18 protein-coding genes are annotated in these 26,257 nt (G+C 65.8%); 9 read left to right on the forward strand and 9 right to left on the reverse strand.

Features of this window, described 5'->3' with window-relative positions; all coding sequences use genetic code 11:
• The first annotated feature begins 147 nt into the window (after nucleotides 1–147).
• The 3 genes from ACP7BZ_RS13825 (at nucleotide 148) to ACP7BZ_RS13835 (ending at nucleotide 9,656) form a co-directional block, all read left to right on the forward strand.
• On the forward strand, nucleotides 148–6,177 hold the full coding sequence (locus tag ACP7BZ_RS13825) for an alpha-2-macroglobulin (RefSeq protein ID WP_426114049.1): 6,030 nt from the start codon (nucleotides 148–150) through the stop codon (nucleotides 6,175–6,177).
• A 62-nt stretch (nucleotides 6,178–6,239) separates the two neighbouring features.
• The gene (gene pbpC, locus ACP7BZ_RS13830) at nucleotides 6,240–8,483 is read left to right on the forward strand and encodes a penicillin-binding protein 1C (RefSeq protein ID WP_426114051.1); all 2,244 of its coding nucleotides are present in this window, start codon (nucleotides 6,240–6,242) and stop codon (nucleotides 8,481–8,483) included.
• Between the two features lie 75 nt (nucleotides 8,484–8,558).
• The gene (locus ACP7BZ_RS13835; protein WP_426114053.1) at nucleotides 8,559–9,656 is read left to right on the forward strand and encodes a DUF3667 domain-containing protein; all 1,098 of its coding nucleotides are present in this window, start codon (nucleotides 8,559–8,561) and stop codon (nucleotides 9,654–9,656) included.
• A 1-nt stretch (nucleotide 9,657) separates the two neighbouring features.
• Here the strand turns inward: ACP7BZ_RS13835 and ACP7BZ_RS13840 are convergent, their stop codons facing one another.
• Both ACP7BZ_RS13840 and ACP7BZ_RS13845 read right to left on the reverse strand, forming a co-directional pair.
• Nucleotides 9,658–11,709 carry a helicase-related protein gene (locus tag ACP7BZ_RS13840; RefSeq protein ID WP_426114055.1) on the reverse strand — a complete coding sequence of 684 codons (2,052 nt, stop codon included), beginning with the start codon at nucleotides 11,707–11,709 and terminating at the stop codon, nucleotides 9,658–9,660.
• A gap of 53 nt (nucleotides 11,710–11,762) precedes the next feature.
• Nucleotides 11,763–12,812 carry a substrate-binding domain-containing protein gene (locus ACP7BZ_RS13845; RefSeq protein WP_426114057.1) on the reverse strand — a complete coding sequence of 350 codons (1,050 nt, stop codon included), beginning with the start codon at nucleotides 12,810–12,812 and terminating at the stop codon, nucleotides 11,763–11,765.
• Between the two features lie 116 nt (nucleotides 12,813–12,928).
• Between ACP7BZ_RS13845 and ACP7BZ_RS13850 the strand changes: the two genes are divergently transcribed.
• Genes ACP7BZ_RS13850 through ACP7BZ_RS13870 form a run of 5 tightly spaced genes read left to right on the forward strand, consistent with a single transcriptional unit; the run spans nucleotide 12,929 to nucleotide 18,969 of the window.
• On the forward strand, nucleotides 12,929–13,423 hold the full coding sequence (locus ACP7BZ_RS13850) for a formate dehydrogenase subunit gamma (RefSeq protein WP_426114059.1): 495 nt from the start codon (nucleotides 12,929–12,931) through the stop codon (nucleotides 13,421–13,423).
• Nucleotides 13,420–15,003: a formate dehydrogenase beta subunit gene (locus tag ACP7BZ_RS13855; protein WP_426114061.1), complete on the forward strand. Its 1,584-nt coding sequence runs from the start codon at nucleotides 13,420–13,422 to the stop codon at nucleotides 15,001–15,003. Before ACP7BZ_RS13850 ends, ACP7BZ_RS13855 begins: the two co-directional genes overlap by 4 nt.
• 11 nt (nucleotides 15,004–15,014) lie before the next feature.
• On the forward strand, nucleotides 15,015–17,864 hold the full coding sequence (gene fdhF, locus ACP7BZ_RS13860; RefSeq protein WP_426114063.1) for a formate dehydrogenase subunit alpha: 2,850 nt from the start codon (nucleotides 15,015–15,017) through the stop codon (nucleotides 17,862–17,864).
• Nucleotides 17,861–18,718, forward strand: coding sequence for a formate dehydrogenase accessory sulfurtransferase FdhD (fdhD, locus tag ACP7BZ_RS13865; RefSeq protein ID WP_426114064.1), 858 nt, complete (start codon nucleotides 17,861–17,863; stop codon nucleotides 18,716–18,718). Before fdhF ends, fdhD begins: the two co-directional genes overlap by 4 nt.
• Nucleotides 18,715–18,969, forward strand: a complete 255-nt coding sequence (locus ACP7BZ_RS13870; RefSeq protein WP_426114066.1) for a formate dehydrogenase subunit delta — start codon at nucleotides 18,715–18,717, stop codon at nucleotides 18,967–18,969. The genes fdhD and ACP7BZ_RS13870 overlap by 4 nt, the downstream gene beginning before the upstream one ends.
• A gap of 34 nt (nucleotides 18,970–19,003) precedes the next feature.
• On the opposite strand, the gene lipA is transcribed toward ACP7BZ_RS13870, so the two are convergent.
• The 7 genes from lipA to ACP7BZ_RS13905 form a co-directional block, all read right to left on the reverse strand.
• Nucleotides 19,004–20,005 carry a lipoyl synthase gene (lipA, locus tag ACP7BZ_RS13875; RefSeq protein ID WP_426114068.1) on the reverse strand — a complete coding sequence of 334 codons (1,002 nt, stop codon included), beginning with the start codon at nucleotides 20,003–20,005 and terminating at the stop codon, nucleotides 19,004–19,006.
• The gene (gene lipB / locus ACP7BZ_RS13880; RefSeq protein WP_426114070.1) at nucleotides 20,002–20,718 is read right to left on the reverse strand and encodes a lipoyl(octanoyl) transferase LipB; all 717 of its coding nucleotides are present in this window, start codon (nucleotides 20,716–20,718) and stop codon (nucleotides 20,002–20,004) included. The genes lipA and lipB overlap by 4 nt, the downstream gene beginning before the upstream one ends.
• 118 nt (nucleotides 20,719–20,836) lie before the next feature.
• Entirely contained in the window at nucleotides 20,837–21,112 is a 276-nt protein-coding gene (locus ACP7BZ_RS13885; protein WP_426114279.1) for a DUF493 family protein, read from the reverse strand.
• A gap of 108 nt (nucleotides 21,113–21,220) precedes the next feature.
• Complete coding sequence (locus ACP7BZ_RS13890; RefSeq protein ID WP_426114071.1) at nucleotides 21,221–23,368, reverse strand: DUF6600 domain-containing protein; 2,148 nt, start codon at nucleotides 23,366–23,368, stop codon at nucleotides 21,221–21,223.
• Nucleotides 23,369–23,488: 120 nt separating this feature from the next.
• Nucleotides 23,489–24,121, reverse strand: a complete 633-nt coding sequence (locus ACP7BZ_RS13895; RefSeq protein ID WP_426114073.1) for a LysE family transporter — start codon at nucleotides 24,119–24,121, stop codon at nucleotides 23,489–23,491.
• A 181-nt stretch (nucleotides 24,122–24,302) separates the two neighbouring features.
• Nucleotides 24,303–24,587, reverse strand: a complete 285-nt coding sequence (locus tag ACP7BZ_RS13900) for an HU family DNA-binding protein (protein WP_426114075.1) — start codon at nucleotides 24,585–24,587, stop codon at nucleotides 24,303–24,305.
• 183 nt (nucleotides 24,588–24,770) lie between these two features.
• Nucleotides 24,771–24,971: a BrnA antitoxin family protein gene (locus tag ACP7BZ_RS13905; RefSeq protein WP_426114076.1), complete on the reverse strand. Its 201-nt coding sequence runs from the start codon at nucleotides 24,969–24,971 to the stop codon at nucleotides 24,771–24,773.
• A gap of 221 nt (nucleotides 24,972–25,192) precedes the next feature.
• Between ACP7BZ_RS13905 and ACP7BZ_RS13910 the strand changes: the two genes are divergently transcribed.
• Nucleotides 25,193–26,131, forward strand: coding sequence for a DUF808 domain-containing protein (locus ACP7BZ_RS13910; RefSeq protein ID WP_426114077.1), 939 nt, complete (start codon nucleotides 25,193–25,195; stop codon nucleotides 26,129–26,131).
• Nucleotides 26,132–26,257 lie beyond the last annotated feature (126 nt).

Raw genomic sequence — 26,257 nt, forward strand, 5'->3', positions numbered from 1 at the left:
GTGAAAGTGCGTGTGAGCCGTCATCTTAAAAGAGTTTTTGACGGTGCGTGGCAAATTGCCCCGCTACTCCGATAGTTCTTGCCAAACAGTAGTTTCGCGATAATTATCTTAAAGTAATAATTCCCCCCACTCTTGCCTGGACCCGCCATGGACGCCACCCGCCCTGCCGCCCCCGGAATGCTGCGCCTGCTGTGGGAGCGGCTGGTATGGCGCCCGCTTGCGTGGCTGGCGCTGCAGCTGTTTGGCCGCCTCGACTGGCAGGCGCCGCGCTGGGCACAGGCGCTGGCGGGCGGCGGCCGTCGTGTCGGCGCAACAGTGCGGACCCGTCCAGGCGCCAGCGCCGCTGCCGTGCTGCTGCTGGCAGCGGCGCTGGCGGGCGGCTGGTACGGCTATCGCTGGTGGCAGGCGCAACCGAAGCCGCTGGTGGTGACGGTCAAGGTGAGCGCCCCGGCCCGCACCGCCATCGAGCTCGACGACGCCGAGCAGCGCCAGCCGCACCCGCTGCTGCTCACCTTCAGCGAGAGCGTGGCGCCGTTGTCGCAGATCGACAAGGACGTCAGCACGGTGACACTGGCGCCGGCACTGGCCGGCAGCTGGCACTGGGTCAGTGACCGCCAGCTGCGCTTTGTGCCGAAAGACGACTGGCCGGCCGGCACCGACTACACGGTGCGCCTGCCGGCCAAGGCATTCAAGCCGCATGTGCGCCTGAGCGAGGATGCGGCGCAGTTCGCCACTGCCGCCTTCGCGGCAAAAATCGTGCGCGCGCAGTTTTACCAGGACCCGCTCAACCCGGCCGCCAAGAAGGTGGTGGTCGATCTCAATTTCAGCTATCCGGTCACCCCTGCCGAACTGGAAAAGCGCCTGGAATTGCGCGAAGACGAGCAGTCGAACGGCATGCTTGGCATCGGCAAGCAAACCACCCGCTTCACCGTCAGCTACGACAAGTTCAAGCTCAACGCTTCGGTGGTGTCGGACAATCTGCCGATTCCCCGCGACGGCGGCGTCATGCATTTCGCCCTGGCCAAGGGTTTAAGTGCGGCGCGCGGCTCGCCGCCACTGAAGGACGACCTGACTGGCAAGGTCGCCCTCCCTGGCCTGTACAGCCTGACCGTGGGCGAGATCGCCGCCCGCGTGGTGAGTAACCAGCAGAACGAACCGGAGCAGGTACTGGTCTTGAACACCTCCAGCACGGTGCACGAAAAAGTGCTGCAGCAGGCGGTCGCCGTGTGGCTGCTGCCAGATCAACAACCCAGCCAGAAAACCGCCGCCGATGCCGAACCGTTCGACTGGAGCAGCGTCGTCATCGATGACGCCGCCCTGCAGCAGGGCCAGCGCCTGGCGCTCGAAGCGGTACCCGCCGAGCGCGAATTTACCGAACTGCACAGTTTTAAATACAAGGCGCCGGTGGGCCGCTACCTGTACGTCAAGGTGGCCGCCAACATCAAATCGTTCGGCGGCTACGTGCTGGGCAAGGCGGTCGGCCGTGTGCTGCAGGTGCCGCCCTATCCGGCTGAACTAAAAATTCTCAGCGAGGGTGCGCTGCTGGCGCTGTCGGGAGAAAAAAAAGTGGCGCTACTGGTACGCGACCTGCCGGGCTTGAAGATCGAGCTGGGACGGGTGCTGCCGGCGCAGTTGCAGCACCTGGTATCGCAGTCGGACGGCAGTTTCGCCAAGCCGAATTTTAATGGCAGCTTCGGCGCCGACCACCTGGTCGAACGCTACGAGCGCAAGGTCCCGCTGGCGCTGCCGGCCGGCCAGGCCCATTACGAAGCGGTCGACCTGGCCGAGTATCTGAAGGGCGATGCGGACAGCGGCGCGCGGCGCGGCGTGTTTTTGCTGACGGTGACGAGCTACGATCCGAAAGCCGAGCAGCGTGCCGCAGCGGCGGCACAAAAGGCCCGGCGCCAGCCGGGCGAGGCGCCGCCCGCCAGCGACGGCGACGCGCAAGGCGAAAGCGAGGGCATGGAGGGCGAGGGCAATGGCGAGGGCCGGCGCGAGGACACCGGCAGCAAAACTGACCAGCGCCTGCTATTGGTGACGGATCTGGGCATCGTCGTCAAAAAATCGCTGGACGGCTCGCAAGATGTCTTCATCCAGTCGATCTATACGGGCAAGGCGGTGGCCGGCGCCGTCATCGACGTCGTCGGCCTCAATGGCCAGGTGCTGTTCAGTCAAACCACCGACGACGCCGGCCACACCCGCTTTGCCCGCATCGCCGGGCTGGCACGCGAAAAGGCGCCGTTGATGATCGTCGCCAGAAAGGCGGGCGACCTCAGTTTCATGCCGCTGGGCCGCGCCGACCGCGGTCTCGACATGTCGCGCTTCGACATCGGCGGCGCCCGCAATGCCGCCGTTGCCGACCAGCTGTCAGCCTATCTGTTCAGCGACCGCGGCATCTACCGCCCGGGCGACACCTTCCACGTGGCGATGGTGGTCAAATCGGCGCGCTGGAACAGCAGCACCAGCGGGCTGCCGCTGCAGGTCGACATCCTCGATCCGCGTGGCCTGGTGGTCAAGCGCGACACCGTCAAGCTGCCCGCCGACGGCATGCTGGAAACCTCCTACACCACCGAGGAGAGCGCGCCCACCGGCAGCTACAGCATCAACCTGCACCTGGTGCGCGACGACCAGGCCGGCGCGCAGATCGGCAGCACCAGCGTCAAGGTGCAGCAATTCCAGCCCGACCGGCTGAAGGTGAATGCACGGCTCGCTAGCGCCACCGGTAGCGCCGCCGGCGAGGGCTGGCTCAGTCCCAATCAACTCAAAGCGGTGGTCGAGGCGAGAAACCTGTTCGGCACGCCGGCGCAAAGTCGCCGCGTCACCGCCAGCCTGACCCTCAGTCCCGCCTTCCCGGCCTTTGCCCGCTACCCCGACTATCAATTCTACGATCCGCTGCGCGCCAAGGAAGGCTATCAAACCACGCTGGCCGAGCAGACCACCGACGCCGCCGGCGTTGCCAACCTCGAGCTGGGGCTGGGGCGCTACGCGCGCGCCACTTACCGGGTCAGCCTGGTCAGCCGCGTGTTCGAGGCGCAGGGTGGACGCGCCGTCGCCGCCGAGACCAGCGCGCTGGTCTCCGAGCTGCCCTATCTGGTCGGCTTCAAGGCCGACGGCGCGCTCGACTTCGTTGCCCGCGCCGCCCGCCGCAGCGTGACGCTGCTGGCCATCGATCCACAGGCGCAGAAAACCGCGGTGGCAGGTTTGACGCTGCAGCTGGTGGAAAACAAATTTGTCTCGGTGCTGACGCGGCAGGGCAATGGCACTTACAAGTACGAGTCGCGCAAAAAACAAGTGACGGTACGCGAGGCGCCGCTGGCGCTGGCCGCCACTGGCTACAGTCTGCCGCTCGACACCGCCACTGCGGGCAACTTCGCCTATGTGATCCGCGACGCCCTGGGGCTCGAACTCAATCGCATCGAGTACGCGGTGGCGGGCCGCGGCAATGTCAGCCGCAGCCTCGAACGCAACGCCGAACTGCAGCTCACGCTCAATAAAAAAGACTACGTGCCGGGCGAACAGATCGAGATCAGCATCAAGGCGCCGTATGTCGGTGCGGGCTTGATCACCATCGAGCGCGACAAGGTATTCGTGCACCAGTGGTTCAAGAGCGACACCCTGGCCTCGGTACAAAAAATCCGCCTGCCCAAGGATTTCGAGGGCAACGGCTACGTCAGCGTGCAGTTCATCCGCGACCCCGGCTCCGATGAAATCTTCATGAGCCCCATCAGTTACGGCACCGTGCCGTTTGCCACCAGCCTGGCCGCGCGCACCAATAGCTTGCGCTTGCGGGTGCCAGAACTGATCAAGCCGGGCCAGCGCCTCGACATCGAACTGAGCGCCACCAAACCGGCACGCGTGGTGGTATTCGCCGTCGATGAGGGCATCTTGCAGGTGGCCGGCTACAAGGCGCCCGATCCGCTGTCGCTGTTCTTCCAGAAGAAAATGCTGGAAGTGCGCACCTCGCAAATCCTCGACATGATCCTGCCCGAGTTCAAAAAACTGCTGGCCGCCAGCGCCCCCGGTGGCGATGCTGACGGCGCGCTCGGACGCAATTTAAATCCGTTCAAGCGCAGGCACGACAAGCCGGCCGTGTACTGGTCAGGGCTGGTCGACGTCAGCGCCAGCAAAACCTTCAGCTACACGGTGCCGGACACCTTTAATGGCGCCATGCGCATCTATGCGGTGGCGGTCAACGAGAGTGCCATCGGCACCAGCGCGGCGCGCACCCTGGTACGGGGTGACTTCGTGCTCTCGCCGAACCTGCCGCTGGCGGTGGCGCCGGGCGACCAGTTCGATATCAGCGTGGGGGTGGCCAACAACGTGGCCGGCTCCGGCAAGGCGGCGCCCGTGACGGTGAGCCTGACAAGCTCGGCGCACCTGGAAGTGGTGGGCAGCGCCAGCGCCCGGCTGACGATAGGCGAAATGCGCGAAGGGGTGGCCAGCTTCCGCCTGCGCGCGCTCGACGGCGCCGCTGCCCAGCTGGGCTCAGCCACCTTGCGCGTGACTGCCAGCGGCGCCAATCCCAACAATAGCGCGGTGCTGTCGACCGCTGTGTCGGTGCGCCCGGCGACGCCGCGCATTACCAGCACCGCCATCGGCAGCTTCAAGGGCAGCGCCGAACTGCCGCTCACGCGCAGCCTGTATGGCCAGTACCGCGTCAGCGAAGCGGCGCTGTCGACGGTGCCGCTGGTGCTGGCCAGCAGCCTGTCGGCGTATCTGGCCAGCTTCGAGCACCTGTGCACCGAGCAGCTGGTCAGCCAGAGCGTGCCGGCCATCGTGCTGGGCCAGCGACCCGAGTTTGGCAATGGCGCGGCGGCGCTGCCGCAGGCGCGCAGCATCGAGCGCGCACTGGCGCTGCTGCGCACCCGGCAAAATGCCGAAGGCGGCTTTGGCATGTGGAGCGCGGCCGCCGAGGCCGACGAATTCGCCTCCGTCTACGCCACCCACCTGCTGCTCGAAGCAAAAGAGCATGGCGCCAGCGTCCCTGACGACCTGCTGCAAAAGGCGCTGGCGTATGTGCGGACACTGGCGGCGAGCCCGTCGTCGACGCTGGCCGGCCTGCGCGTGCGCGCCTATGCCGCTTACCTGATGACGCGGCAAATGAGTGTCAGCTCGCCGGTGCTGGCGGCGATCCGCGAAAGCCTCGACCGGCGCTTCCCGAAAACCTGGCAAAGCGATCCGGCGGCGGCCTACCTGGCGGCGTCCTACCTGCTGCAAAAGCAGGACAAGTTGGCCAGTGAGCTGATCGACCAGCAGGTGGCGCGCCTGCTGCGCCGGCCGTCAGCAGCGGGCGCCACCGATGCGCCGTATTTTGTCGATCCGCTGGTGGAAGACGCCCAGAGCCTGTATATCCTCGCGCGCCACTTCCCGGCGCGGGCGAAGGCGCTGCCGCCGGAAGCGATGGCGGCCCTGGTCACGCAGCTGAACGAGAACCGCTACACGACGCTGTCGGCAGCCTATCTGACGCTGGCCTTCGATGCCTATGCGGCAGCGGTCGGGCCGGGCGCGCTCGGTAAACTAAGCATCACCGAGATCGACGCCAAGGGCAGCAAAAAGGCGCTGGCGCTGCCGAACAACCTGATGCCGCGCGCGCCCTTTGACGCTGGCAGCAAGCGGCTGCAGTTTGCCAACGACAGCGGCGTCACCGCCTACTACGCCGTGACCGAAGCGGGGTTTGACCGGGTGGTGCCGGTGGCCGACATCAACAATGGCATGGAGGTGCTGCGCGAACTGGTCGACAGCGCTGGTAAGCCGCTCACCAGCGTCAGCGTGGGCGACGAAGTGACGGTGCGCTTAAAATTTCGCGCCGTCGGCCGCGCCGTCGCCAACGTCGCCCTGGTCGACCTGATGCCGGGCGGGTTTGAACCGGTGCTGGAGACGGCAACGCCAGCGGCGCCGGACGATGGCGCTGCGGCCAGCGCGCCAGCCGGGCTGCCTGGTCTGGCCGGCAGCAAGTCAAGCTGGGCGGTCAACTACGCCGACGTGCGCGAAGACCGCGTGGTGTTTTACGGCTATGTCGGCATCGAGGCCGAGGAACTGAGCTACCGCATCAAGGCCACCAACAGCGGCCGCTTCCTGATTCCGCCAGCCTACGCCGAAGCGCTTTATAACCGCAGCATGCGGGCGCGTTCGGCCGCTGGCCAGTTCATCACGGTGACCGCGCCGGCAGCGAAGTGAGGTGGCGGCGTTCAGCGCGACGCTGGCGGGCAGCGCCGCTGCGATTGCTGCTGTGGCTGCTGTTGCTTGTCACGTTGCCGCTGCTGGCGCTGCGGCTGTGGCCCCAGCCGCCCCCGCGCCAGGCGGCGCCGGTGTCGAGCGCTATCTATGCGCGCGACGGCCAGCTCTTGCGGCTGGCACTGGCGGCAGATCAACAATATCGCCTGTGGGTGCCGCTCGCCGCCATCGATGCGCGCCTGCCGCAGGCGGTGCTGCTCTACGAAGACCGCTGGTTTTACTGGCATGCGGGGATCAATCCGGTGGCGCTGCTGCGCGCCGCCACCGCCTATGCGCGCGGTGGCGGGCGGCGCGGCGCTTCCACCATCAGCATGCAGCTGGCGCGCCGCCTGTACGACATGAACAGCCAGACGCCGGCGGGCAAGCTGCGCCAGCTGGCAGCGGCGCTGTGGCTGGAAGCGCGCTACAGCAAGCACGATCTGCTCGAGGCCTATCTGAACCTGGCGCCCTACGGTGGCAATATCGAAGGGGTGGCTGCGGCCAGCCTGATTTATTTTCACAAGCGCGCCGCCCACCTGACCCTGGCCGAGGTCTTCACGCTGGCAGTGATTCCGCAAAATCCCAACCAGCGCGGCGGCGCCGCCGGCGCCGGGCTGCAGGCAGCGCGCACGCGGCTGGCGGCGCGCTGGCTGGCGCAGCATGGCGACGGCGCCGCGCCGGGCACGCTGGCGGTGGCGCTGGCACCAACCAAGGCGCTGCCGTTCCTGGCGCCACACCTGGCCGAGCGCCTGCTGCGCGAGCGGCGCAGTGGCGAAATCTGGTCGGGCATTGATGTACGTGCGCAGGCCTCGCTTGAGCGCATCATCGGCCAGTTCATCGACAACCGCCGCGCCGTCGGCATCAACAATGCCAGCGCCCTGCTGCTCGATCGCGACAGCGGCGAAGTGCGCGCGCTGGTCGGCTCGAACGGGTATTTCGATGCCGGCATCGCCGGCCAGGTCAACGGCACCGAAGCAAAACGCTCGCCCGGCTCGACCTTAAAACCGTTTATCTATGCGCTGGCGCTCGACCAGGGCCTGCTCCATCCAGCCACCATGTTAAAAGACACGCCGACCACGTTCGGCCCGTTCAGTCCGGAAAATTTCGATGGCCGCTTCGTCGGTCCGATCAGCGCCCAGGATGCGCTGGTACGCAGCCGCAATGTACCGGCAGTTGCGCTGGCAGCGCGCCTGCAACACCCGAATCTCTACGATTTTCTGCAGCGCGCCGGTGTCAGCCGGCTCGCCAGCGAGCAGCACTACGGCCTGGCGCTGGCCCTGGGCGGCGGCGAAGTGACGATGGAAGAACTGGCGCGCCTGTACCTGATGTTGGCCAACGGCGGCGTCATGCTGCCGGTGCGCCATGAAGGCGGCAGCACCGCTGCGCGCGCCAATGCGCCACGCCTGCTGTCAAAAGAAGCGGCATTTATTACCCTGCAAATGCTGCGCACCAACCAGCGACCGGACACCCGCGAGGCGGCATCGCCGCCGGTGGCGTGGAAGACCGGCACCTCGTGGGGCTTTAGAGATGCCTGGAGCGCCGGCGTGTTTGGTCACTATGTGCTGGTGGTCTGGATCGGCAATTTTGACGGCGTCGGCAACCCCGCCTTCATCGGCATCGAGGCAGCCGCACCACTGTTTTTTCGGATCGTCGACAGCCTGCGCGCGCAAGGCCTCGACCGCCCACCGCCAGAAGCGGCAGCACCGGCCGGCGTCAGCCGCGTCGAAGTGTGCACGGCCAGCGGTGAGCTGCCCAACGCACTCTGCCCGCAGCGCTCGATGACCTGGTTCATTCCCGGCACCTCGTCGATCCGCGTGAGCACCCTGCACCGCGCCGTGCGCGTCGATGCCAGCGGCACCCCCACCTGCGCCCGCGGACCCGGCACCCGCACCGAGGTCTATGAATACTGGCCGACCGACCTGCAGCGGCTGTTTCGCGAAGCCGGCATGCCACGCCGCCAGCCGCCGCCGCCAGCACAGTGCGACAGCAGGGAAGGCGACGCTGACGACGCCCCCACCATCATCTCGCCCAACCGCGCCACCGTGTATTCGCTGCGGCTGTCGAAACCGGCACCACTGACCCTGCGCGCCAACGCGATGGGCGCCACCGACACCCTGTTCTGGTTCGCCAATGGCGGCCTGATCGGCAAGGCAGCGGCCGGCGCGGCGCTGGCCTGGACGCCACAGGTGGCTGGCCGCACGGTGCTGCGGGTGGTCGACCAGCACGGCCGCGCGGACAGCCGCGACATCGACGTCGAGTTTGTGCCTTGAATGGACAAGCCCGGCGTTGGTCATTTGAAGCGCGCGTGCTATGCTTTTTTTACTACCATTTTAGATAACGACGCCATGACTGTTGACCTTGAATCGGGCGGCGCGCTGGTGGGCGCAACGCTGGCAGCGAGCAGCATCGACGCTGCCGGCGGCAGCACCGCTGCGCCGGCCGAGCATGCCCATGCCCACGACGCCTGCGCCAACTGTGATGCCCGGTTGAGCGGTCCCTATTGCCAGCGCTGCGGCCAGAGCGCCCACCTGCACCATTCGCTGCTGCACCTGGGCGAAGAGTTCCTGCACGGCTTGCTGCATTTCGATGCCAAGGCCTGGCGCACCCTGCCCCTGCTGGTGTTCCAGCCGGGCCGCCTGACCCGCAACTACATCGATGGCAAGCGCACCCGCTACGTCTCGCCGCTGGCGCTGTTTTTGTTCATGGTGTTTTTGATGTTCTTTGTCGTCTCCAGCGTCACCCACGTCGGCAGCGGCGGTTTGCCGGGACCGCGCAATACCGTCGCCGCCGACGTCGCCGGCGCCAGGGTGGAGCTGGCCGGCGCCGAAGCGACGCTGGCGGCCGAGCGCAGCGCCGGCATCCCCACCGACAAGGCAGTGGCAGCGCTGGCCGCCGCCCGCGAGCGGCTCGACGACGCCGAATCGGCGCTAACGGTGGTCAATGACGCCGGCAATGGCCAGCTCGACAAAGTGGTCAGCAAGCTGCGCCTGAAGGAAGCGAAAATCGACACCAGCTTCACCAGTGTCGACCACGCCCTCAGGGGCGCGCTCGATAATCCCCAGCTGACGCTGTATAAATTAAAAAATGCCGCCTCCAAGTACTCATTCATGCTGGTGCCGATGTCGCTGCCCTTCCTGTGGCTGCTGTTTTGCTGGAAGCGCGCCATCACCATGTACGACCACGCCGTCTTTGCGCTGTACGCGCTGTCGTTCATGGCGCTGCTGATCATCGGCGTGACCCTGCTGGAGAAGGTCGGACTGTCAGGCCTGGCGCTCAACCTGCTGTGGATCGCCCCGCCGGTGCACATGTTCGTGCAGCTGCGCGGGACCTACCGCCTGGGCGCGATGAGCGCCCTGTGGCGCACGCTGGCGCTGCTGTTCACGTCGCTGGGGGTACTGGTGTTGTACCTGCTGCTGATCCTCACGGTCAGCGTGGCGATGTAGGTCAGACCCGGCGGCGCCGCGGCGGCCTGCTTGGCGGCGCCTGGCTGCCGGCGCTGCCGGTGTGTGCTGATTCACGCCGCTTCGGGCTGGCGCCGCCGCGCTGGCGGGCAGCGGCGTTCTGCTGCTGCAAAATCGAATCGACCCGCTCCGACGCCGTGCGCGACAATTGCTGCGCCAGTTCGATGCTGGGAAAAATCTCCGGCTCGCGGTACGCCACCCAGGCGTACGCCGAATAACGGCGGCAGGCATCTTCCACTTCCTGCAAATTGAGCCAGCGCAGCGACGCCCCTTCGGCGTCCAACCGGCACACCTTCTGCTTCGACAGGCACAGCGCCCAGTATTCCCACGCCGATTGCAGTGACGGCACCTTGCTCGACACCGGCACCAGCGACAGCATGAATTTCTGCGCCACCGACAGCGTCTCGAGGGTGTCGAGCCAGAGCGCACGCTCGGACTGGTCATCGGTGATCTTCGGATAAAAGAAGCCGTCGGGGACGTCGATGTTGTGGACAAAACGGCGCAGCAGCTTGACCAGCGAGCGTTCATTGGTGACGGCGGCGATACGGTGCAGCTGTTCGATCGAAGGCGCCACCGCAAAGCCGCTGGCGGCGATCGCCGGCAGCTGTTCCTTGAGCAGGGCGCGCATCACTTCATGGGTGTCGTCGTCATAGCCGGCCACAAAGCCTTCTTCATGGACGCCATAGCGGCCGGCGCGGCCGGCGATCTGGCGCGCCAGCGCCGCCGAGATTTCTTCTTCTTCGACGCCGTTGTACTTGACAGCCGTGGTCATGACGATGCGGGCGATCGGCATGTTCAAGCCCATGGCCAGGGCGTCGGTGCCGACCACCACATCGGCCGAACCGTCGCGAAAGCGCTCGGCCTGGGCGCGCCGCACTTCCGGCGACAGGTTGCCGTAGACGGTGGCCACCGACAGCCCCATCTCGGTGATCATGTCACGCCACTTGAGCACTTCGCGCCGCGAAAAGGCGATGACGGCGTCGCCGCGGCGCAGGTTGCGCAGCTTGCGCACCGCCACCGGCTCCATCGCCAGCGGCGCCATGCGCTTGAGTACATGCACCTCCAGCGGACAGTCGAGCCGCTCGGCCAGTGCTTCGATGGCGCGGCGCGCTTCCGGCGCCCCCACCAGGTAGACCACCGAGGCGGGCGCGCCACAGACGGCGGCGGTCCAGGCGGCGCCGCGGTCACGGTCGGCCAGCATCTGGATTTCATCGATGACGGCGACCTCCACCCGGGTGCGGGTGTCGAGCATTTCGACGGTGCTGGCGACGTGGGTGGCGCCGGCGGCCAGGCGCCGCTCTTCGCCCGTCACCAGGCTGACCTTGAGCGGCTGGCCGTGCACGCTGACCGCTTGCATGCGCTCGAAATTTTCCAGCGCCAGCAGGCGCAGCGGCGCCAGATAGACCCCGCTGGGCGCTTTGACCAGTGCTTCCATGGCGCGGTGGGTTTTGCCGGAATTGGTCGGTCCCAGCAGGGCGATGAATTTGCGCGGCATGCGGCTGGCCACCTCGAACGATTGCGGGTACTCGGCCAGGTTGATGCTTTGCTTGGTGCGCGCGGCATAATGCGCTTCCTGCTCGCGCTCGACCGCGTGGATGATGCGCTGGCGAATGCGCTCGAACACATATTCGGCCGGTTCGGCCGTCTCCAGGTCGGCCAGCGGCGACAGAAAGGTCATCGCATCGAAGTCGCAATCGTCGGCCAGCGCGGCGATCTCCCTGACGAAAGCGTCGACGTAGCCGTGCAGGGCGGCGATCGCCTCGACGCTGGCGCGTTCGAGCAGCAGCGCCTGCTGGGTGGCCGCATCCATCTTTCTCCACTTGCTCGGCTTGGCCAGCACGCCTTGCGGTGGCACCAGCTGCCACGGCACCCGCAAATCCTCGAAGCGCACCACGCCAGCAAAGCGCACGAAGACGCGGCCGTCGGCCTTGACCAGGGTCGCCCCCGGCGGCAGTGCCTGGGCCAGCTCGGCGGGCAAGGTGTCAAGGTCGGCAGAGTCAGTGCGGTCGAGATGTTCGGCGGGCGGAATCGGCATGGAAAAGGCTGCAAGTGGCGGTGCCGCTACTATAGCGCGCCGGCGCCGACTATCTAAAATAGCGTGTGCATGTCGAGCCGCGTGCCGCACAGATCTCCGTCGTAGCCGGGCAGCGCCGCCAGCACCTGGTGAAAGGCGCTGCTGGCCATTGCCGCCTGCGCCGCCAGCAGCAGGGGGGCGTCGACCGCGCTGCTGGCGCAGGCGAGAAAATACTGTTCACGAATGACGGGAATAAAATCGAGGTCGAAGCGGCGCGCCGCCGTCTCGACGCCAAAACTGACGTCGGCCATACCGCTGGCGACGTACGCCGCCACCGCCGCGTGGGTAAATTCGGCAGTCGCAAAACCGTTGATGCCGGCGTCGGCCAGCAGCAGTTCGAGCAGCACGCGCGTGCCTGATCCCTTCTGGCGGTTGACGAAGCGCAGCTCGGGGCGGCTCAGATCGGCCAGACCGGTAATCCCTTTCGGATTGCCCCTGGCGACAAAGATGCCCTGCATGCGGTAAGCGAGGTGAATGAGCGCATGGCGCGCCGGATCGAGCCATGGCCGGTACTTGGCCGCCGCCGCCTGTTCGAAGCGGCCCACCGGTAAATGAAAACCGGCCAGCTCGCATTCGCCGCGCGCCAGCGCCGCCACCGCTTCGCTGCTGCCACGGTACTTGATGTCGACGGCGGTGCCCTGCTCGCTCAGTTGCGCCACCAGCGCCGCCACCGCGAAGCCGTGCGACGCGGTGATGCGCAGCACCTGGGCGTCGTCGGTCATGACGCGCGCCAGTTCCTGCTGCAGTTCCGAGGCCAGGCTGTCGAGCATGGGGGTCAAGCGCGCGTGGATGCGGCGGTCGGCCCACATCAGCTTTTCGGCCAGCGGCGAGAGCACCGTGCCCTGCCCGCGCACCTTGAACACCAGTTCGGCGCCGAACTGGCTGGAGAACTGCTGCAGCAAGCCCCAGGCGTGGCGATACGACATGCCGCGCGCGCTGGCGGCCTTGCTGATGCTGCCCAACTGGCTCACCGCCAGCAGCAATTCGAGCAGCGCCGGCAGCGGCGTGGCCACGCCAACGGCATCGCGCACGAACCAGTCCGGCCGGATCTCCACTTTCATCATATGCAAAATTCTTCCTATTGAACGGCTTCAAAACCGGTGCTACCCTCAGAGCATCATCCCATACAACGACGTCATATATGTTTTGTAAAGCATATAACACGGACAAAAGAGACACAATGAAATCACCAGACCCCCTCACCGCCGATGTTTCATTCGACGACATTCTCGCGCTGCACGCCACCGATGGTGTGCTCGGCCAGGACCAGCTGCTGCCGGTGCTGCATGCGATCCAGGACCGCGTCGGTTACATTCCGCCAGAGTCGGTCGCGGCGCTGGCGCACAGTTTTAATATCACGCGCGCCGAGGTGCATGGGGTGATCACGTTTTACCACCATTTTAAAAGCGCGCCGCCGGCCCGCTGCACGGTGCAGATCTGCCGCGCCGAGGCTTGCCAGAGCATGGGGGGCGATGCCCTGCTGGCGCACGCGGAGAAGGCGCTCGGTTGCGGCCTGCATGCGCACAGTGTTGATAACGCCTTTGCGCTCGAGCCGGTCTACTGCCTGGGCCAGTGCGCAACGTCGCCGGCCATCATGATCAACGATGCCGTCCACGCGCGCGTCACCCCTGCCCGCTTCGACAAGCTGCTGGCCAACGTGAAGGAGGCCGTATGACTGTCTTTACCACTGTGCGCATATATGTCCCCGCCGATTCGGCGGCGCTGGCGCTGGGCGCCGACGATGTCGCCGCCGCGATAGTCCGTGAAGCGGCGCAGCGCGGTATCGCCATCGAACTGGTACGCAATGGCACGCGCGGCCTGCTGTACCTCGAGCCGCTGGTCGAAGTGGCCACCGCCAATGGCCGCATCGGCTTTGCCAATGTCGACGAGGCCGATGTCGCCACCCTGTTCGACGCCGGCTTTCACCAAGGCGACAGCAGCCATGCGCTGGCGGTCGGCCTGGTCGAGCAGATTGCCTACCTGGCGCGCCAGACCCGCCTGACCTTTGCCCGCAGCGGCATCACCGATCCGCTGTCGCTGGCCGACTACCAAGCACATGGCGGCTACCGTGGCCTGCGCCGCGCGCTGACCATGACGGCGGCCGACATCGTCGCCACCGTCACCGCGTCCGGCCTGCGCGGGCGCGGCGGCGCCGCCTTCCCCACCGGGATCAAGTGGAACACCGTGCTGCGCGCGCAAGCGCCGCAAAAATACATCGTCTGCAATGCCGACGAAGGCGACTCCGGCACCTTTGCCGACCGCATCGTCATGGAAAGCGATCCGTTTGTCCTGATCGAGGGGATGACGATTGCCGGCCTGGCAGTCGGCGCCAGCCACGGCTACATCTATGTGCGCAGCGAATACCCCCATTCGATCGCCGCCCTCAACGCCGCCATTGGCAGCGCCACCCGCGCCGGCCTGTTGGGCGCCAATATCGGCGGCAGCAGCAGCACGTTTACGCTCGAAGTGAGGAAGGCCGCCGGCGCTTACATCTGCGGCGAAGAGACCGCGCTACTCGAGAGCATCGAAGGCAAGCGGGGCGTGGTGCGCGCCAAGCCGCCGTTACCCGCGCTGGCCGGCCTGTTTGGCCAGCCCACCGTGATCAACAATGTGCTGTCACTCGCCTCGGTGCCCGTCATCCTCGACAAGGGTGCGCAGTTTTACCAGGATTTCGGCATGGGTCGCTCGCGCGGCACCCTGCCGGTGCAACTGGCGGGGAATATCAAGCGCGGCGGCCTGATTGAACTTGCCTTCGGCGTCACCCTGCGCGAGATCGTCTTTGACTACGGCGGTGGCAGCGCCAGCGGCCGTCCCATCAAGGCGATCCAGGTCGGCGGCCCGCTCGGCGCCTACCTGCCGGAATCGCAGTGGGATACGCCGCTCGACTATGAAGCGTTTGCCGCGCTGTGGGCGGTGCTGGGCCACGGCGGTATCGTGGTGCACGACGACAGCGCCGACATGGCCAAGCTGGCGCGCTACGCGATGGAGTTTTGCGCCGTCGAATCGTGCGGCAAATGCACGCCATGCCGCATCGGCTCGACCCGCGGCGTCGAAGTGATCGACAAGATTCGCAGCGATAGCGAGCGCCCGCAGCAAGTCACGCAGCAAGTAATCCTGCTGCGCTCGCTGTGCGACACCATGCTCAACGGTTCCTTGTGCGCGATGGGTGGCATGACGCCATTCCCGGTGCTGTCAGCGCTGAACCATTTTCCACAAGATTTTGGCCTGCCGGCCAGCGATGTCCAAGCCGCCTAGGAGCTTATAACATGATCGAAACCATCATCACCCGCGATTTCGGCACCCCTGCCAAGGCCATCACCGTGGCCACCGAGATGATCACGCTGACCATCGACGGCTTCCAGGTGACCGTCGCCGCCGGCACCTCGCTGATGCGCGCGGCCGCCGAAAACGCCATCAACATCCCGAAACTGTGCGCCACCGACAGCCTCGAGCCGTTCGGTTCCTGCCGTCTGTGCCTGGTCGAAATCGAAGGCCGGCGCGGCTACCCGGCGTCGTGCACCACCCCGGCCGAAGCGGGCATGGTGGTGCGCACGCAGTCGGCCAAGCTGCAGGAAGTGAGAAAAGGCGTGATGGAGCTGTACATCTCCGACCACCCGCTCGACTGCCTGACCTGCCCCGCCAACGGCAACTGCGAACTGCAGGACATGGCCGGTGCCACCGGCCTGCGCGAAGTGCGCTACGGGTACGACGGCGCCAATCACTTGAAATTAAAGAAGGACGAAAGCAATCCGTATTTTACGTTTGACTCTTCCAAGTGCATCGTCTGCAACCGCTGCGTGCGCGCCTGCGAAGAGACCCAGGGCACCTTCGCGCTGACCATCTCGGGGCGCGGTTTTGAATCGCGCGTTTCGGCTGGCCAGAACGAATCGTTCATGGAATCGGAATGCGTCTCCTGCGGCGCCTGCGTGGAAGCCTGCCCGACCGCCACCCTGACGGAAAAATCGGTGATCTGGCTGGGCCAGGCCGAGCACAGTATCACCACCACCTGCGCCTATTGCGGCGTCGGCTGCTCCTTGAATGCCGAAATGAAGGGCAATGAAGTGGTGCGCATGGTGCCGTCCAAAGACGGTAAGGCCAACGAGGGCCACGCCTGCGTCAAGGGCCGTTTCGCCTGGGGTTATGCGACCCACAAGGACCGCATCTTAAAACCGATGATCCGCTCAAAAATCACCGACCCGTGGAAGGAAGTGTCATGGGATGAGGCGCTCGATTACACCGCGTCTGAATTCAAACGCATCCAGGCCAAGCATGGCGTCGACTCGATCGGTGGCATCGTCTCGTCGCGCTGCACCAACGAAGAAGGCTACCTGGTACAAAAGCTGGTGCGCGCCGCCTTCGGTAACAACAACGTCGACACCTGCGCCCGCGTGTGCCACTCGCCCACCGGCTACGGTTTAAAAACCACGCTGGGCGAATCGGCCGGTACGCAGACCTTCAAGTCGGTGGAAAAGTCCGACGTCATCCTGGTCATCGGCGCCAATCCGACCGACGGCCACCCGGTGTTCGCCTCGCGCATGAAAAAACGGCTGCGCCAGGGTGCGCGCCTGATCGTCATCGATCCGCGCCGCATCGACCTGGTTCAGTCGCCGCACATCCGCGCCCAGCATCACCTGCAACTGCGCCCTGGTACCAACGTGGCGATGGTCAGCGCGCTGGCCCACGTGGTGGTCACCGAAGGCTTGATGGCCGACGAATTTATCGCCGAGCGCTGCGACCTGCGCGCCTTCGAGCAGTGGCGCGAATTCGTCGCCAGGGAAGAAAACTCGCCGGAAGCGACTGCAGCGATCACCGGTGTGCCGGCCGAGCAGGTGCGCGAGGCGGCGCGCCTGTTTGCCACCGGGGGGAATGGCGCCATTTTCTACGGTTTAGGGGTGACCGAACACGCACAGGGTTCGACCGCCGTGATGGCGATCGCCAACCTGGCCATGGTCACCGGTAACGTCGGCCGCGAAGGCGTCGGCGTCAATCCCCTGCGTGGTCAAAACAATGTGCAGGGTTCGTGCGACATCGGCTCCTTCCCGCACGAGCTGCCCGGCTACCGCCACGTCTCCGACACCACCGTGCGCACCATGTTCGAACAGGCCTGGGGTGTGCCGCTGCAGGCCGAACCGGGTCTGCGCATTCCGAATATGTTCGATGCCGCCCTCGATGGCAGCTTCATGGGCCTGTACTGCCAGGGCGAAGACATCGTGCAGTCGGACCCGAATACCCAGCACGTCACCGCCGCGTTAGAGGCGATGGAGTGCATCGTGGTGCAGGATATTTTCTTGAACGAGACCGCCAAGTATGCCCACGTGCTGCTGCCCGGTTCCTCGTTCCTGGAAAAGGACGGCACGTTTACCAATGCCGAGCGGCGCATCTCGCGCGTGCGCAAGGTGATGCCGCCGAAAGCCGGCTACGCCGACTGGGAAGTGACGGTGGCGCTGGCGAACCGCCTCGGTTATCCGATGCGCTACAAGCATCCTTCGGAAATCATGGATGAAATCGCGCGCCTGACGCCGACCTTCAGTGGCGTCAGTTACGCCCGTCTCGACCAGCTCGGCAGCATCCAGTGGCCGTGCAATGACGCCGCGCCGGAAGGCACGCCGACCATGCACGTCGACCAGTTCGTGCGCGGTAAAGGGCGGTTTATCATTACCCAGTATGTGCCGACCGACGAAAAAGTCACCCGCAAATTCCCGCTGATCCTGACCACCGGCCGCATCCTGTCGCAGTACAACGTCGGCGCGCAGACACGGCGCACCGAGAACGTCCGCTGGCACGCCGAAGACCGCCTGGAGATTCACCCGCACGATGCGCAGGAACGCGGCATCGAAGATGGCCAGTGGGTGGGCATTCACAGCCGCGCGGGCGAGACGGTGCTGCGCGCGCTGGTCACCGAGCGCATGCAGCCGGGCGTGGTCTACACCACGTTCCACTTCCCCGAATCGGGCGCCAACGTCATCACCACCGATAACTCCGACTGGGCCACCAACTGCCCCGAGTACAAGGTGACGGCGGTGCAGGTGATGCACGTGCAGCAGCAGTCCGACTGGCAGCTCGAATACGCGCGCTTTAATGAGCAGCAGCTTGGGCTGGCGGAGACGGTGGCGTGATCTGCGCCACCGAGCGCGCGGCCGCCACCGCTGCGCATGACCAGCATGCGCCCAGCGCGCGCATGGCGGTCACCCGCATGCGCGCCGGCGTGTGGGGCAAGGCTGACGATGCGCTGGCCGAAGAAGTGCCGGTGGCGCTCGAGTACAACGGCGTCTCGCATGCAGTGATGCTGGCGACGCCCGCCGACATCGCCGCATTCGCCCTCGGCTTTTCGCTCAGCGAGGGCATCATCGACACGCCTGGCCAGTTCTACGGGGTCGAGGTCGACCATGGCGCCGCCGGCATCACCGCCCACATCGAGGTGGCCAGCGCCGCCTTCATGCGCCTGAAAGAACGCCGCCGCAATCTGTCGGGCCGCACTGGCTGCGGCCTGTGCGGGGTCGACAGCCTGGCGCAGGTGATCCGCCCGATCGCTTACCTGGCGCCGACCCAGGCGCTGTCGGTGACGGCGATCCGGCATGCGCTGGCAGCGCTGAAACAGCAGCAGCCCCTGAACCGCTTGACCGGCGCCACCCATGCCGCCCTCTGGTGTGGCGGCGACGGCGCGCCGCGGCTGGCGTTCGAGGATGTCGGCCGCCATAACGCGCTCGACAAGCTCATAGGCGCTTTGCACGCCAATGACAGCGCGTTTGATCCCACCGACGGTTTTGTCCTGATCACCAGCCGCGCCAGCGTGGAGATGGTGCAGAAGGCCGCCACCGTCGGCATCGCCGCCATGGTGGCCATTTCCGCACCGACGGCGCTGGCCGCCCGCACCGCCCAGGACTGCGGCCTGACGCTGGTCGCCTTCGCCCGCGGCGACGACTTCGTCGCCTACGCCCACGGCATCAACATCGCAATGGAACCCCTATGAAAATTGATAACCTGATCACCATGGCCAATCAGATAGGCGTGTTTTTCGCGTCCTACCCGGACCGCGTCGAAGGCCGTACCGAGATCGCCAACCACCTGCAGCGCTTCTGGGCGCCGCGCATGCGCAGCGAGCTGTTTAGCTACATGGACGCCAACAACAGCGCCGGTCTCGATCCGATGGTGATCGAAGCGCTGATGGAGCACCGCCGCGACCGTATGGCGCCGCCGCCGCCGGGAGGCGATGCGGGTTAAAACAGGCATCACGCCGGCCGGGGATGCCGCTGGCTTATTCAGCGATGGTCACACCCGCCCCGTGCGCCTGCTCATCGGCGTGATACGAACTGCGCACCATGGCGCCGACGGCGGCGTGCACAAAGCCCATTTTGTAGGCTTCTGCCTCGAACATTTTAAAGACGTCCGGATGGACATAGCGGCGCACCGGCAGGTGCGAATTCGATGGCGCCAGGTATTGGCCGATGGTCAGCATCTCGACGTTATGAGCGCGCAGGTCGCGCATCACTTGCAGGATTTCTTCATCGGTCTCGCCCAGTCCCACCATGATGCCGGACTTGGTCACCGCGTTCGGGTACAGCGCCTTGAAATCGCGCAGCAGGTCGAGCGAGTGCTGGTAGTCAGCGCCAGGACGGGCTTCCTTGTACAGGCGCGGCACCGTTTCCAGGTTGTGGTTCATGACGTCCGGCAGGCCATCCTTGAAAATGGCCAGCGCCTTGGCCAGGCGGCCGCGGAAGTCTGGTACCAGCACTTCGATGCGGGTCTTCGGCGACAGGGCGCGCGTTTGCTGGATGCATTCGACGAAATGACCGGCGCCGCCGTCACGCAGGTCGTCGCGGTCGACCGAGGTGATGACGACATACGACAGGCGCAGGTCGGCGATGGTTTTCGAGAGGTTGCGCGGCTCGTTGACGTCGAGCGGATCGGGACGGCCGTGGCCGACATCGCAGAACGGGCAGCGACGGGTGCACTTGTCGCCCATGATCATGAAGGTGGCGGTGCCCTTGCCGAAGCATTCGCCGATGTTCGGGCAGCTCGCTTCTTCGCAGACCGTCACCAAGTTGTTGGCGCGCAGGATGTCCTTGATCTCGTAGAAGCGGGTCGAGGCCGACGCCGCCTTGACGCGAATCCAGTCGGGCTTCTTGAGGCGCTCGACCTCGGCGATCGGCACGATTTTAATCGGGATGCGGGCGGTTTTATTGGCGCCTTTTTGCTTGTCGAGGGCGTTGTAAACGGGGGCCGCGGCGGGTACAAGGGTGTCGGTGGTGTCGCTCATATGGCTGCATGGCCCTGCGGGCTCGGTTGGGGTTGTTCGGTAGGGACGGCGCTGTGCATGGTGGCCAGCTGGCGCACCAGCGCGCGCGCCAGTTCGGTCTGCACCTCGGCCAGGCTGGCATCGACGCCGACGCTGCGCATGTCGACCGTTTCCAGGCCGGCGTAGCCACACGGGTTGATCCAGCCAAACGGCGCCAGATCCATCGCCACATTGAGCGACACGCCGTGATAGGTGCAGCCGTTGCCACGCACTTTGAGGCCGAGCGCGGCAATTTTGGCGCCGCGCTTGGGGCCGTCGGCCATATAAATGCCGGGGGCGCCGTCAATGCGCATGCCGGTCAGATTATACGCCGCCAGCACATCGATGATGGCTTGCTCGATGCGGGTGACGAATTGGCGTGCGTACAGCTTGCCGCCCGGTTTGTTGCGGCGCAGGTCGATCAACAAATAAATGACCACCTGGCCGGGGCCGTGGAACGTCACTTCGCCACCGCGGTCGGTCTGCACCACGGGGATGCCGTTGGCCGCCAGCACATGGGCGCGATCGGCGCCCAGGCCCAGGGTGAACACCGGCGCGTGCTCGACGATCCACAATTCGTCAGGCGTGCCGGGCGCGCGCGCATCGGTGAAGGCGCGCATGGCAGCAAAGACGGTTTCGTAGTCGGCGCGGCCAAGATCGCGAACGATCGCCGGCGCGGAGTGGGTGGCGGACATGGACAGGCCTAGGGTTGGGGGCCCTGCCATTATAAGTCAGCAGCGGGACGCACGCTGCCTGCGCCGCCGCCGATGACAATCTGGCATGCTGCGGTGATCAACGCCGTCCGCTGCTGCGTCACATCACGATCTTGACCATCGGGTGGCCCGACAGCGCGCGGTACAGATCGTCGAGCTGGGTGCGGCTGGTGGCGCGTACCGTCACCGTCAGCCCCGTGTAGTTGCCCTTGGCCGACGGTCGCACTTCCATGCGGCCAGCGTGAAAGGTGGGATCGTGCTCGAGGACGACGTCGACGATGGTGACGGCGAACGCTTCGTGGGTCGGGCCCATCACCTTGATGGGAAAGTCGCTGGGGTATTCGATCAGCGATTGATCGGGTGGGATGGTTTGCATGGTTGCCATGGTATTCCAGTCAAAAGGGGCGCAGTAAATGGCGGAATTGGTGTGAATGTCGCCATTGTAGCCAGTGTGGCGGCAGACGGCGCCGCCCTGGTCGCCCGCTTAACGTTCGCCCCCCTCAACCGTGCGGCGGCGGTCGGGATTGCCGTGGTTACGCTCCTTGTCCGCCGCTGGCGGCGCCGCTGCGGGGGCGGGCGCGGCGGCAGCGGCGGCGGCGGCGGGCGCCGCGCGCGGCGCCGGCTGAGGTTGCGGTTGCGGTTGCGGTTGCGGTTGCGCCTGTGGCGCCGGCGCGCGCGGCATGCGGGCGCGTTCGTCGTCACGGGCGGCACGCTGGCCGTCGCGCTGCTGCTGTTCGCGCTGCTGACGTAGTTGCTGTTCCTGCTGTTGCTGCTGTTGCTGCTGTTGCTGTTGCTGCTGCTGTTGCTGTTGCTGCTGTTGCCGCTGCATCTGCTGCTGCTGATCGCGTTGCTGCTGATCGCGCTGTTGCTGCTCACGCTGCTGGCGCAGTTGCTGCTCCTGCTGTTGTTGTTGTTGCTGTTGTTGTTGTTGCTGTTGTTGCTGTTGTTGTTGCTGCCTCTGCATCTGCTGCTCGCGTTGCTGCTGATCACGCTGCTGGCGCAGCTGCTGATCCTGCTGCTGTGGTTGCTGCCTCTGCTGCTGTTGCTCACGTTGCTGTTGCTCACGTTGCTGTTGCTCACGTTGCTGTTGCTCACGTTGCTGTTGCTCGCGTTGCTGCTGCGGTAATGGCTGCTGTAACACAGGTGCCGCGGCCGGCATCGGCGGCGGCGTGCGACCAGCGCGGTCATCCCGGCCGTCGCGCCGGGGCTGCACGCCCTGGGCCAGCGGCGACGGTGCCGGTCCGGCCGCCGGCGGCAGCTGCAACACCGGGCCCGGCCCACCGCGCAATTCTGGCCGGCGCGGGCGGTTGCGGTCCCAGGCATCGCTGTCCATGCGCTCGCGCTGGACCACGACGCCGGCCGGTGCCGCCGGCGCCACCCCGGCGCCAGCTGGCACACTGAGCAGCGGCGCGGCGGTACGCGGTGCATTGCGCACGGCGACCGTGCCGCGCTGGCCGAACTGCGCCTGCGGCACCACCGTCAGGCCGGGACGGCGACGCTCATCGCCACCGTCGCGGCCATCGCGACCATCGCGGCCATCGCGGCCATCGCGGCCATCATGATCGCGATTGATGCGTTGCAGGTGTTCCGGCGCCAGCCGGTAGTGCGGCACGAAGGCGTCGCGCGGCGCCAGCGGATACCAGCCGGTCGCCGGCAGCGGACGCCGACCGCCGCCATTAAAATTCAGGTTCCAGTTCGATCCGCCAACCCAGCCGACCAGCGCCGGCGCCCACACCGGCCGCTCGGCCCGGCGGCCCGGTGCCCACGCCCAGCGCTGGTTGACCTGCACCCAGCGGCCATAGTGAAACGGCGCATAGCCCCACGGTGCGTTGTCGACCCAGGTCCAGCCAAACGGCGCAATCCATGCCCAGCTGCCGTCGCGGTAAGGCGCCCAGTCGGCCGCCACCGTGGTTGGCATCCACAGCGCGCCATATTCGGCGTCCTCGCGCCAGACGCCGTGACGGTCGAGGTCTTCGTAGCCGGTCATGTCGGTGGTGACGTAGCGCGCCGATACCGAGCGTTCCTCGTACTGGTCGCGCTGATACGACCAGTCGTCGAAGCCATCGCGCACGGCGCTGCTGCTGCGGATGTCGTCACCCACTTCGATGCGCTTGCCGGCGCGCACGATCAGCTGACCGCCACGGTCGTTGACCAGCGCGGTGCCCTGCAGCGCGGTGACAGCGGTAACACCGGGGACGCGCTCGCTGTCGACGCGGATGGCGCCCACTTCCTGCAGGCGCACCACGCCGTTGGGCGTGACCAGTTCAAAGCCGCGTACCAGGTCGGCGTTGCGCACGCGCACATTGATGCTGCCGTAGTTCAGGCGCAGGCGCACGCTGTCGTCATCGAGCTCGGTCACTTCCACCGAGCTGTCGCCATCGAGCCGCAGCGATGTCGAGCCGATGCGGATTTCAGTGCGCGCGCCGCGCGCGGTCGACACCATGTTGTGCGAGGTGACCGGCCAGTTGACCTGGGCGCCACTGGCGTCGTCGCCCACATCACCGGTGATGCGCACCTGGCCTTCGGCGACGGCAATGCGGCCGACCACCGACGGCGGATCGGCGGCCAGCACGACGGTGGAAGTAACGGCGGCGGCAAGCAGGGTCGCGGCGCGAAGCAGGCGGAGGGTCATGGCAGCCTTCAAGGAATGGCGGAGGAAATTAGCACATGCATTAACACGGGCGCGTACGGTCTGTCACCATGTAACGCCGCAGCACGCACGACGTGCACAGGCTTTACATTCAGTTGCAAATCAGGCGGGACTGCGCTTGACGAAAAACAGCGCGGCACCCACCAGCACCAGCACGCCGCCAAAAAAATGGTTCTGCTTGCGGATCGCACGCGGGTCGCGGAAATAGCGCTGCATCGACGCCGCCAGTCCCGCGTAGCCGTGCATGACGATGCTGTCGATGGTCACCATGGTGACGCCGAGAATGGCCAGCTGCGGCAGCAGCGGCGCATCCTTGGCGATAAACTGCGGCAGCACGGCGACCATGAAGATGATGCCCTTGGGGTTGGTGGCATTGGTCAGAAAGCCGGTCGCCACTCGGCGACCGAACGATGGCAGCGCCTGACCGCTGCCGCTGGCGAGCATGCCCGAGGGCGCCGCCCGCCACTGGCTCACGCCACAGTAAATCAGGTACAGCGCGCCGATGGTCTTGGCCAGGCCGAACGCCAGCGCCGACGCCATCACCAGCGAGCCAACGCCGGCCCCAGCGATGATAAACATCAGCAATAAACCCAGTTGCAGGCCCAGTACGGTGGCGCTGGCACGGCGCAGGCCGTAGGCCAGGCCATGCGACATGGCCATGATGGCGCCGGAACCGGGAGAGATGGCAATCACGGTGGCGGCGATGACGAACGTGATCCAGGTGGCAAGCGGCATGGAGGATAGGTGTAGAAATGCGGTCGAAATGCGGTAGCGCTGCGCTTACAGCCCGGGCGTCAAGCCGCAGCGGGAAACGACAAAACAACAGCCAACCGGGCAGGGCGCCGGCCGTTGCTAAAACACGACGGGCGCGCCGCAGCCGATGCCGCCAGCGCGCCCGTCGCCTGCAGCGGCAAGCTTACTTCTTCTTCGGATTGACGGCCGCCTTGAGGGTGGCACCAGCGGAAAACTTGGGCGACTTCGAGGCAGCGATCTTGATCGCTTCGCCGGTCGACGGGTTGCGGCCCTTGCGCGCGGCGCGCTTGGCGACGGAGAAAGTGCCGAAGCCGGTGATGCCGACCGTATCGCCCTTTTTCAGGCGCTCGGTGATGATCTGAATGACCGTGTTGATGGCAGCATTGGCGGCGGTACCGGTCATCTCGGTACGCTTTGCGAATTCAGCAATCAGTTCGCCTTTTTTCATAACTAACCTCCGGGATTAAAAGAGCGGGAAGATTAGCATAATTATTGCCGCACGGAGAAATTTCTCGCGGACGCGCAAGCAAGCAAGCCTGCCGGGCATTGGCCTGCGGCGTTTTCGGGACTGGCCATGGCGCCGCCGCCGGGGCGCGGTTCAGACAGTGTTCAGAGAGTGTTCAGACAGTGTTCAGACAGTTACAGGGTCGCTGTGCAGGCGCGCGCGCAGTGCCGCATTGATCAAGGTCTGATAGCCCTGTCCGCTTTTTTCCGACAGCGAACGAAACTGCGAGAGCACTTCGTCATCGAGGTAAATGGTGATGCGGGTCTTGCGTTTGACAGGGCGGGCACTGCGTAATACCGGTGCGGGCAGATCGAATACCGTGGTCATCGTTTTCTCCTCATGGTGGCGGCTGACGCACTGCAGCCGGTCAGTGAACCTACTATACGGCGACGCCGCCACGGCGCGCCCGAAAAGCGACGAAGTGCGTTTTTCGCTCCATGAACTGCAGATTTCCGGGCTGACCCGTGCGCGCCGACGGCTCGGTTAAGATGGCAACCCGGCCGATCGCGCGCACGCCAGCGATCGCAACTCTCAATCATGGAGCAGGTATGGCAAGCAGTCTTCTGGCATTAATCGACGATATCGCCAGCATCCTCGACGACGTCGCCGTCATGAGCAAGGTGGCGGCCAAAAAAACCGCCGGCGTGCTGGGCGACGATCTGGCCCTCAACGCCCAGCAGGTCGCTGGCGTCAACGCCGACCGCGAGTTGCCCGTCGTCTGGGCAGTGGCGCTCGGTTCACTGAAAAACAAGGCGATCCTGGTACCGACAGCGCTGGCCATCAGCGCCTTTGTGCCGATGGCGATTACGCCGCTGCTGATGGTGGGCGGCGCTTACCTGTGCTTCGAGGGCTTTGAAAAACTGGCCCACAAATTCATGGTCAGCGCGGCCGACGACGCCAGCCACCGCGCCGAACTGAGCCGCGCGGTGGCCGATCCGGCGCGCGACCTCGTGGCGCTGGAAGCGGACAAGATCAAGGGCGCCGTCCGCACCGATTTTATTTTGTCGGCCGAAATCATCGTGATTGCCCTGGGCACCGTCGAAAACGCCCCGTTTTCCCAGCAGGTGGCGGTGCTCATTGCGATTGCCCTGGTCATGACGGTGGGGGTGTACGGCGTGGTGGCCGCCATCGTCAAGATCGACGACGCCGGCCTGTGGCTGAGCCGGCGAGCGTCGCCACCCTTGCAGGTGCTGGGCCGCCTGTTGCTGGCCGGCGCCCCGCTGTTGATGAAAACCCTGTCAGTGGTCGGCACCGCCGCCATGTTCATGGTGGGCGGCAGCATCCTGATGCACGGGGTGCCGACACTGCACCACCTGGTCGACAGCGCGGCGGCGGCGGCAGGCCGGGTCGGCGCCATCGGCCCGCTGTTGCAGGCAGTGACGCCGACGGCCATCGATGCCGTCGCCGGCGTGAGCGCCGGCGCCATCGTGCTGCTGGTGGTGACGCTGGTCAAAAAATTATGGAAAGCCCGGCAGGCGCCAGCCTGAAGAAGCAACACTGCCCACGCAACCTTGTAATTGACACCGTGTTGTTATTTCTACCTTCTAATCGACTGGCCTTGAACAGCGCTGGCTGGGGCGCAGTTTCCCCACTATGCGCGGCTCAGTCAGGCG

Source organism: Massilia sp. PWRC2 (assembly GCF_049896725.1).
Classification (GTDB): domain Bacteria; phylum Pseudomonadota; class Gammaproteobacteria; order Burkholderiales; family Burkholderiaceae_D; genus JAFCUW01.

Bases quoted from the DNA above. Each gene is read 5' to 3' on its own strand.
- ACP7BZ_RS13825 (WP_426114049.1), top strand. From the start codon at position 148: ATGGACGCCACCCGCCCTGCCGCCCCCGGAATGCTGCGCCTGCTGTGG.
- ACP7BZ_RS13835 (WP_426114053.1), top strand. From the start codon at position 8,559: ATGACTGTTGACCTTGAATCGGGCGGCGCGCTGGTGGGCGCAACGCTG.
- ACP7BZ_RS13840 (WP_426114055.1), bottom strand. From the start codon at position 11,709: ATGCCGATTCCGCCCGCCGAACATCTCGACCGCACTGACTCTGCCGAC.
- ACP7BZ_RS13845 (WP_426114057.1), bottom strand. From the start codon at position 12,812: ATGATGAAAGTGGAGATCCGGCCGGACTGGTTCGTGCGCGATGCCGTT.
- ACP7BZ_RS13850 (WP_426114059.1), top strand. From the start codon at position 12,929: ATGAAATCACCAGACCCCCTCACCGCCGATGTTTCATTCGACGACATT.
- ACP7BZ_RS13855 (WP_426114061.1), top strand. From the start codon at position 13,420: ATGACTGTCTTTACCACTGTGCGCATATATGTCCCCGCCGATTCGGCG.
- fdhF (WP_426114063.1), top strand. From the start codon at position 15,015: ATGATCGAAACCATCATCACCCGCGATTTCGGCACCCCTGCCAAGGCC.
- ACP7BZ_RS13870 (WP_426114066.1), top strand. From the start codon at position 18,715: ATGAAAATTGATAACCTGATCACCATGGCCAATCAGATAGGCGTGTTT.
- lipA (WP_426114068.1), bottom strand. From the start codon at position 20,005: ATGAGCGACACCACCGACACCCTTGTACCCGCCGCGGCCCCCGTTTAC.
- lipB (WP_426114070.1), bottom strand. From the start codon at position 20,718: ATGTCCGCCACCCACTCCGCGCCGGCGATCGTTCGCGATCTTGGCCGC.
- ACP7BZ_RS13885 (WP_426114279.1), bottom strand. From the start codon at position 21,112: ATGCAAACCATCCCACCCGATCAATCGCTGATCGAATACCCCAGCGAC.
- ACP7BZ_RS13890 (WP_426114071.1), bottom strand. From the start codon at position 23,368: ATGACCCTCCGCCTGCTTCGCGCCGCGACCCTGCTTGCCGCCGCCGTT.
- ACP7BZ_RS13895 (WP_426114073.1), bottom strand. From the start codon at position 24,121: ATGCCGCTTGCCACCTGGATCACGTTCGTCATCGCCGCCACCGTGATT.
- ACP7BZ_RS13900 (WP_426114075.1), bottom strand. From the start codon at position 24,587: ATGAAAAAAGGCGAACTGATTGCTGAATTCGCAAAGCGTACCGAGATG.
- ACP7BZ_RS13905 (WP_426114076.1), bottom strand. From the start codon at position 24,971: ATGACCACGGTATTCGATCTGCCCGCACCGGTATTACGCAGTGCCCGC.
- ACP7BZ_RS13910 (WP_426114077.1), top strand. From the start codon at position 25,193: ATGGCAAGCAGTCTTCTGGCATTAATCGACGATATCGCCAGCATCCTC.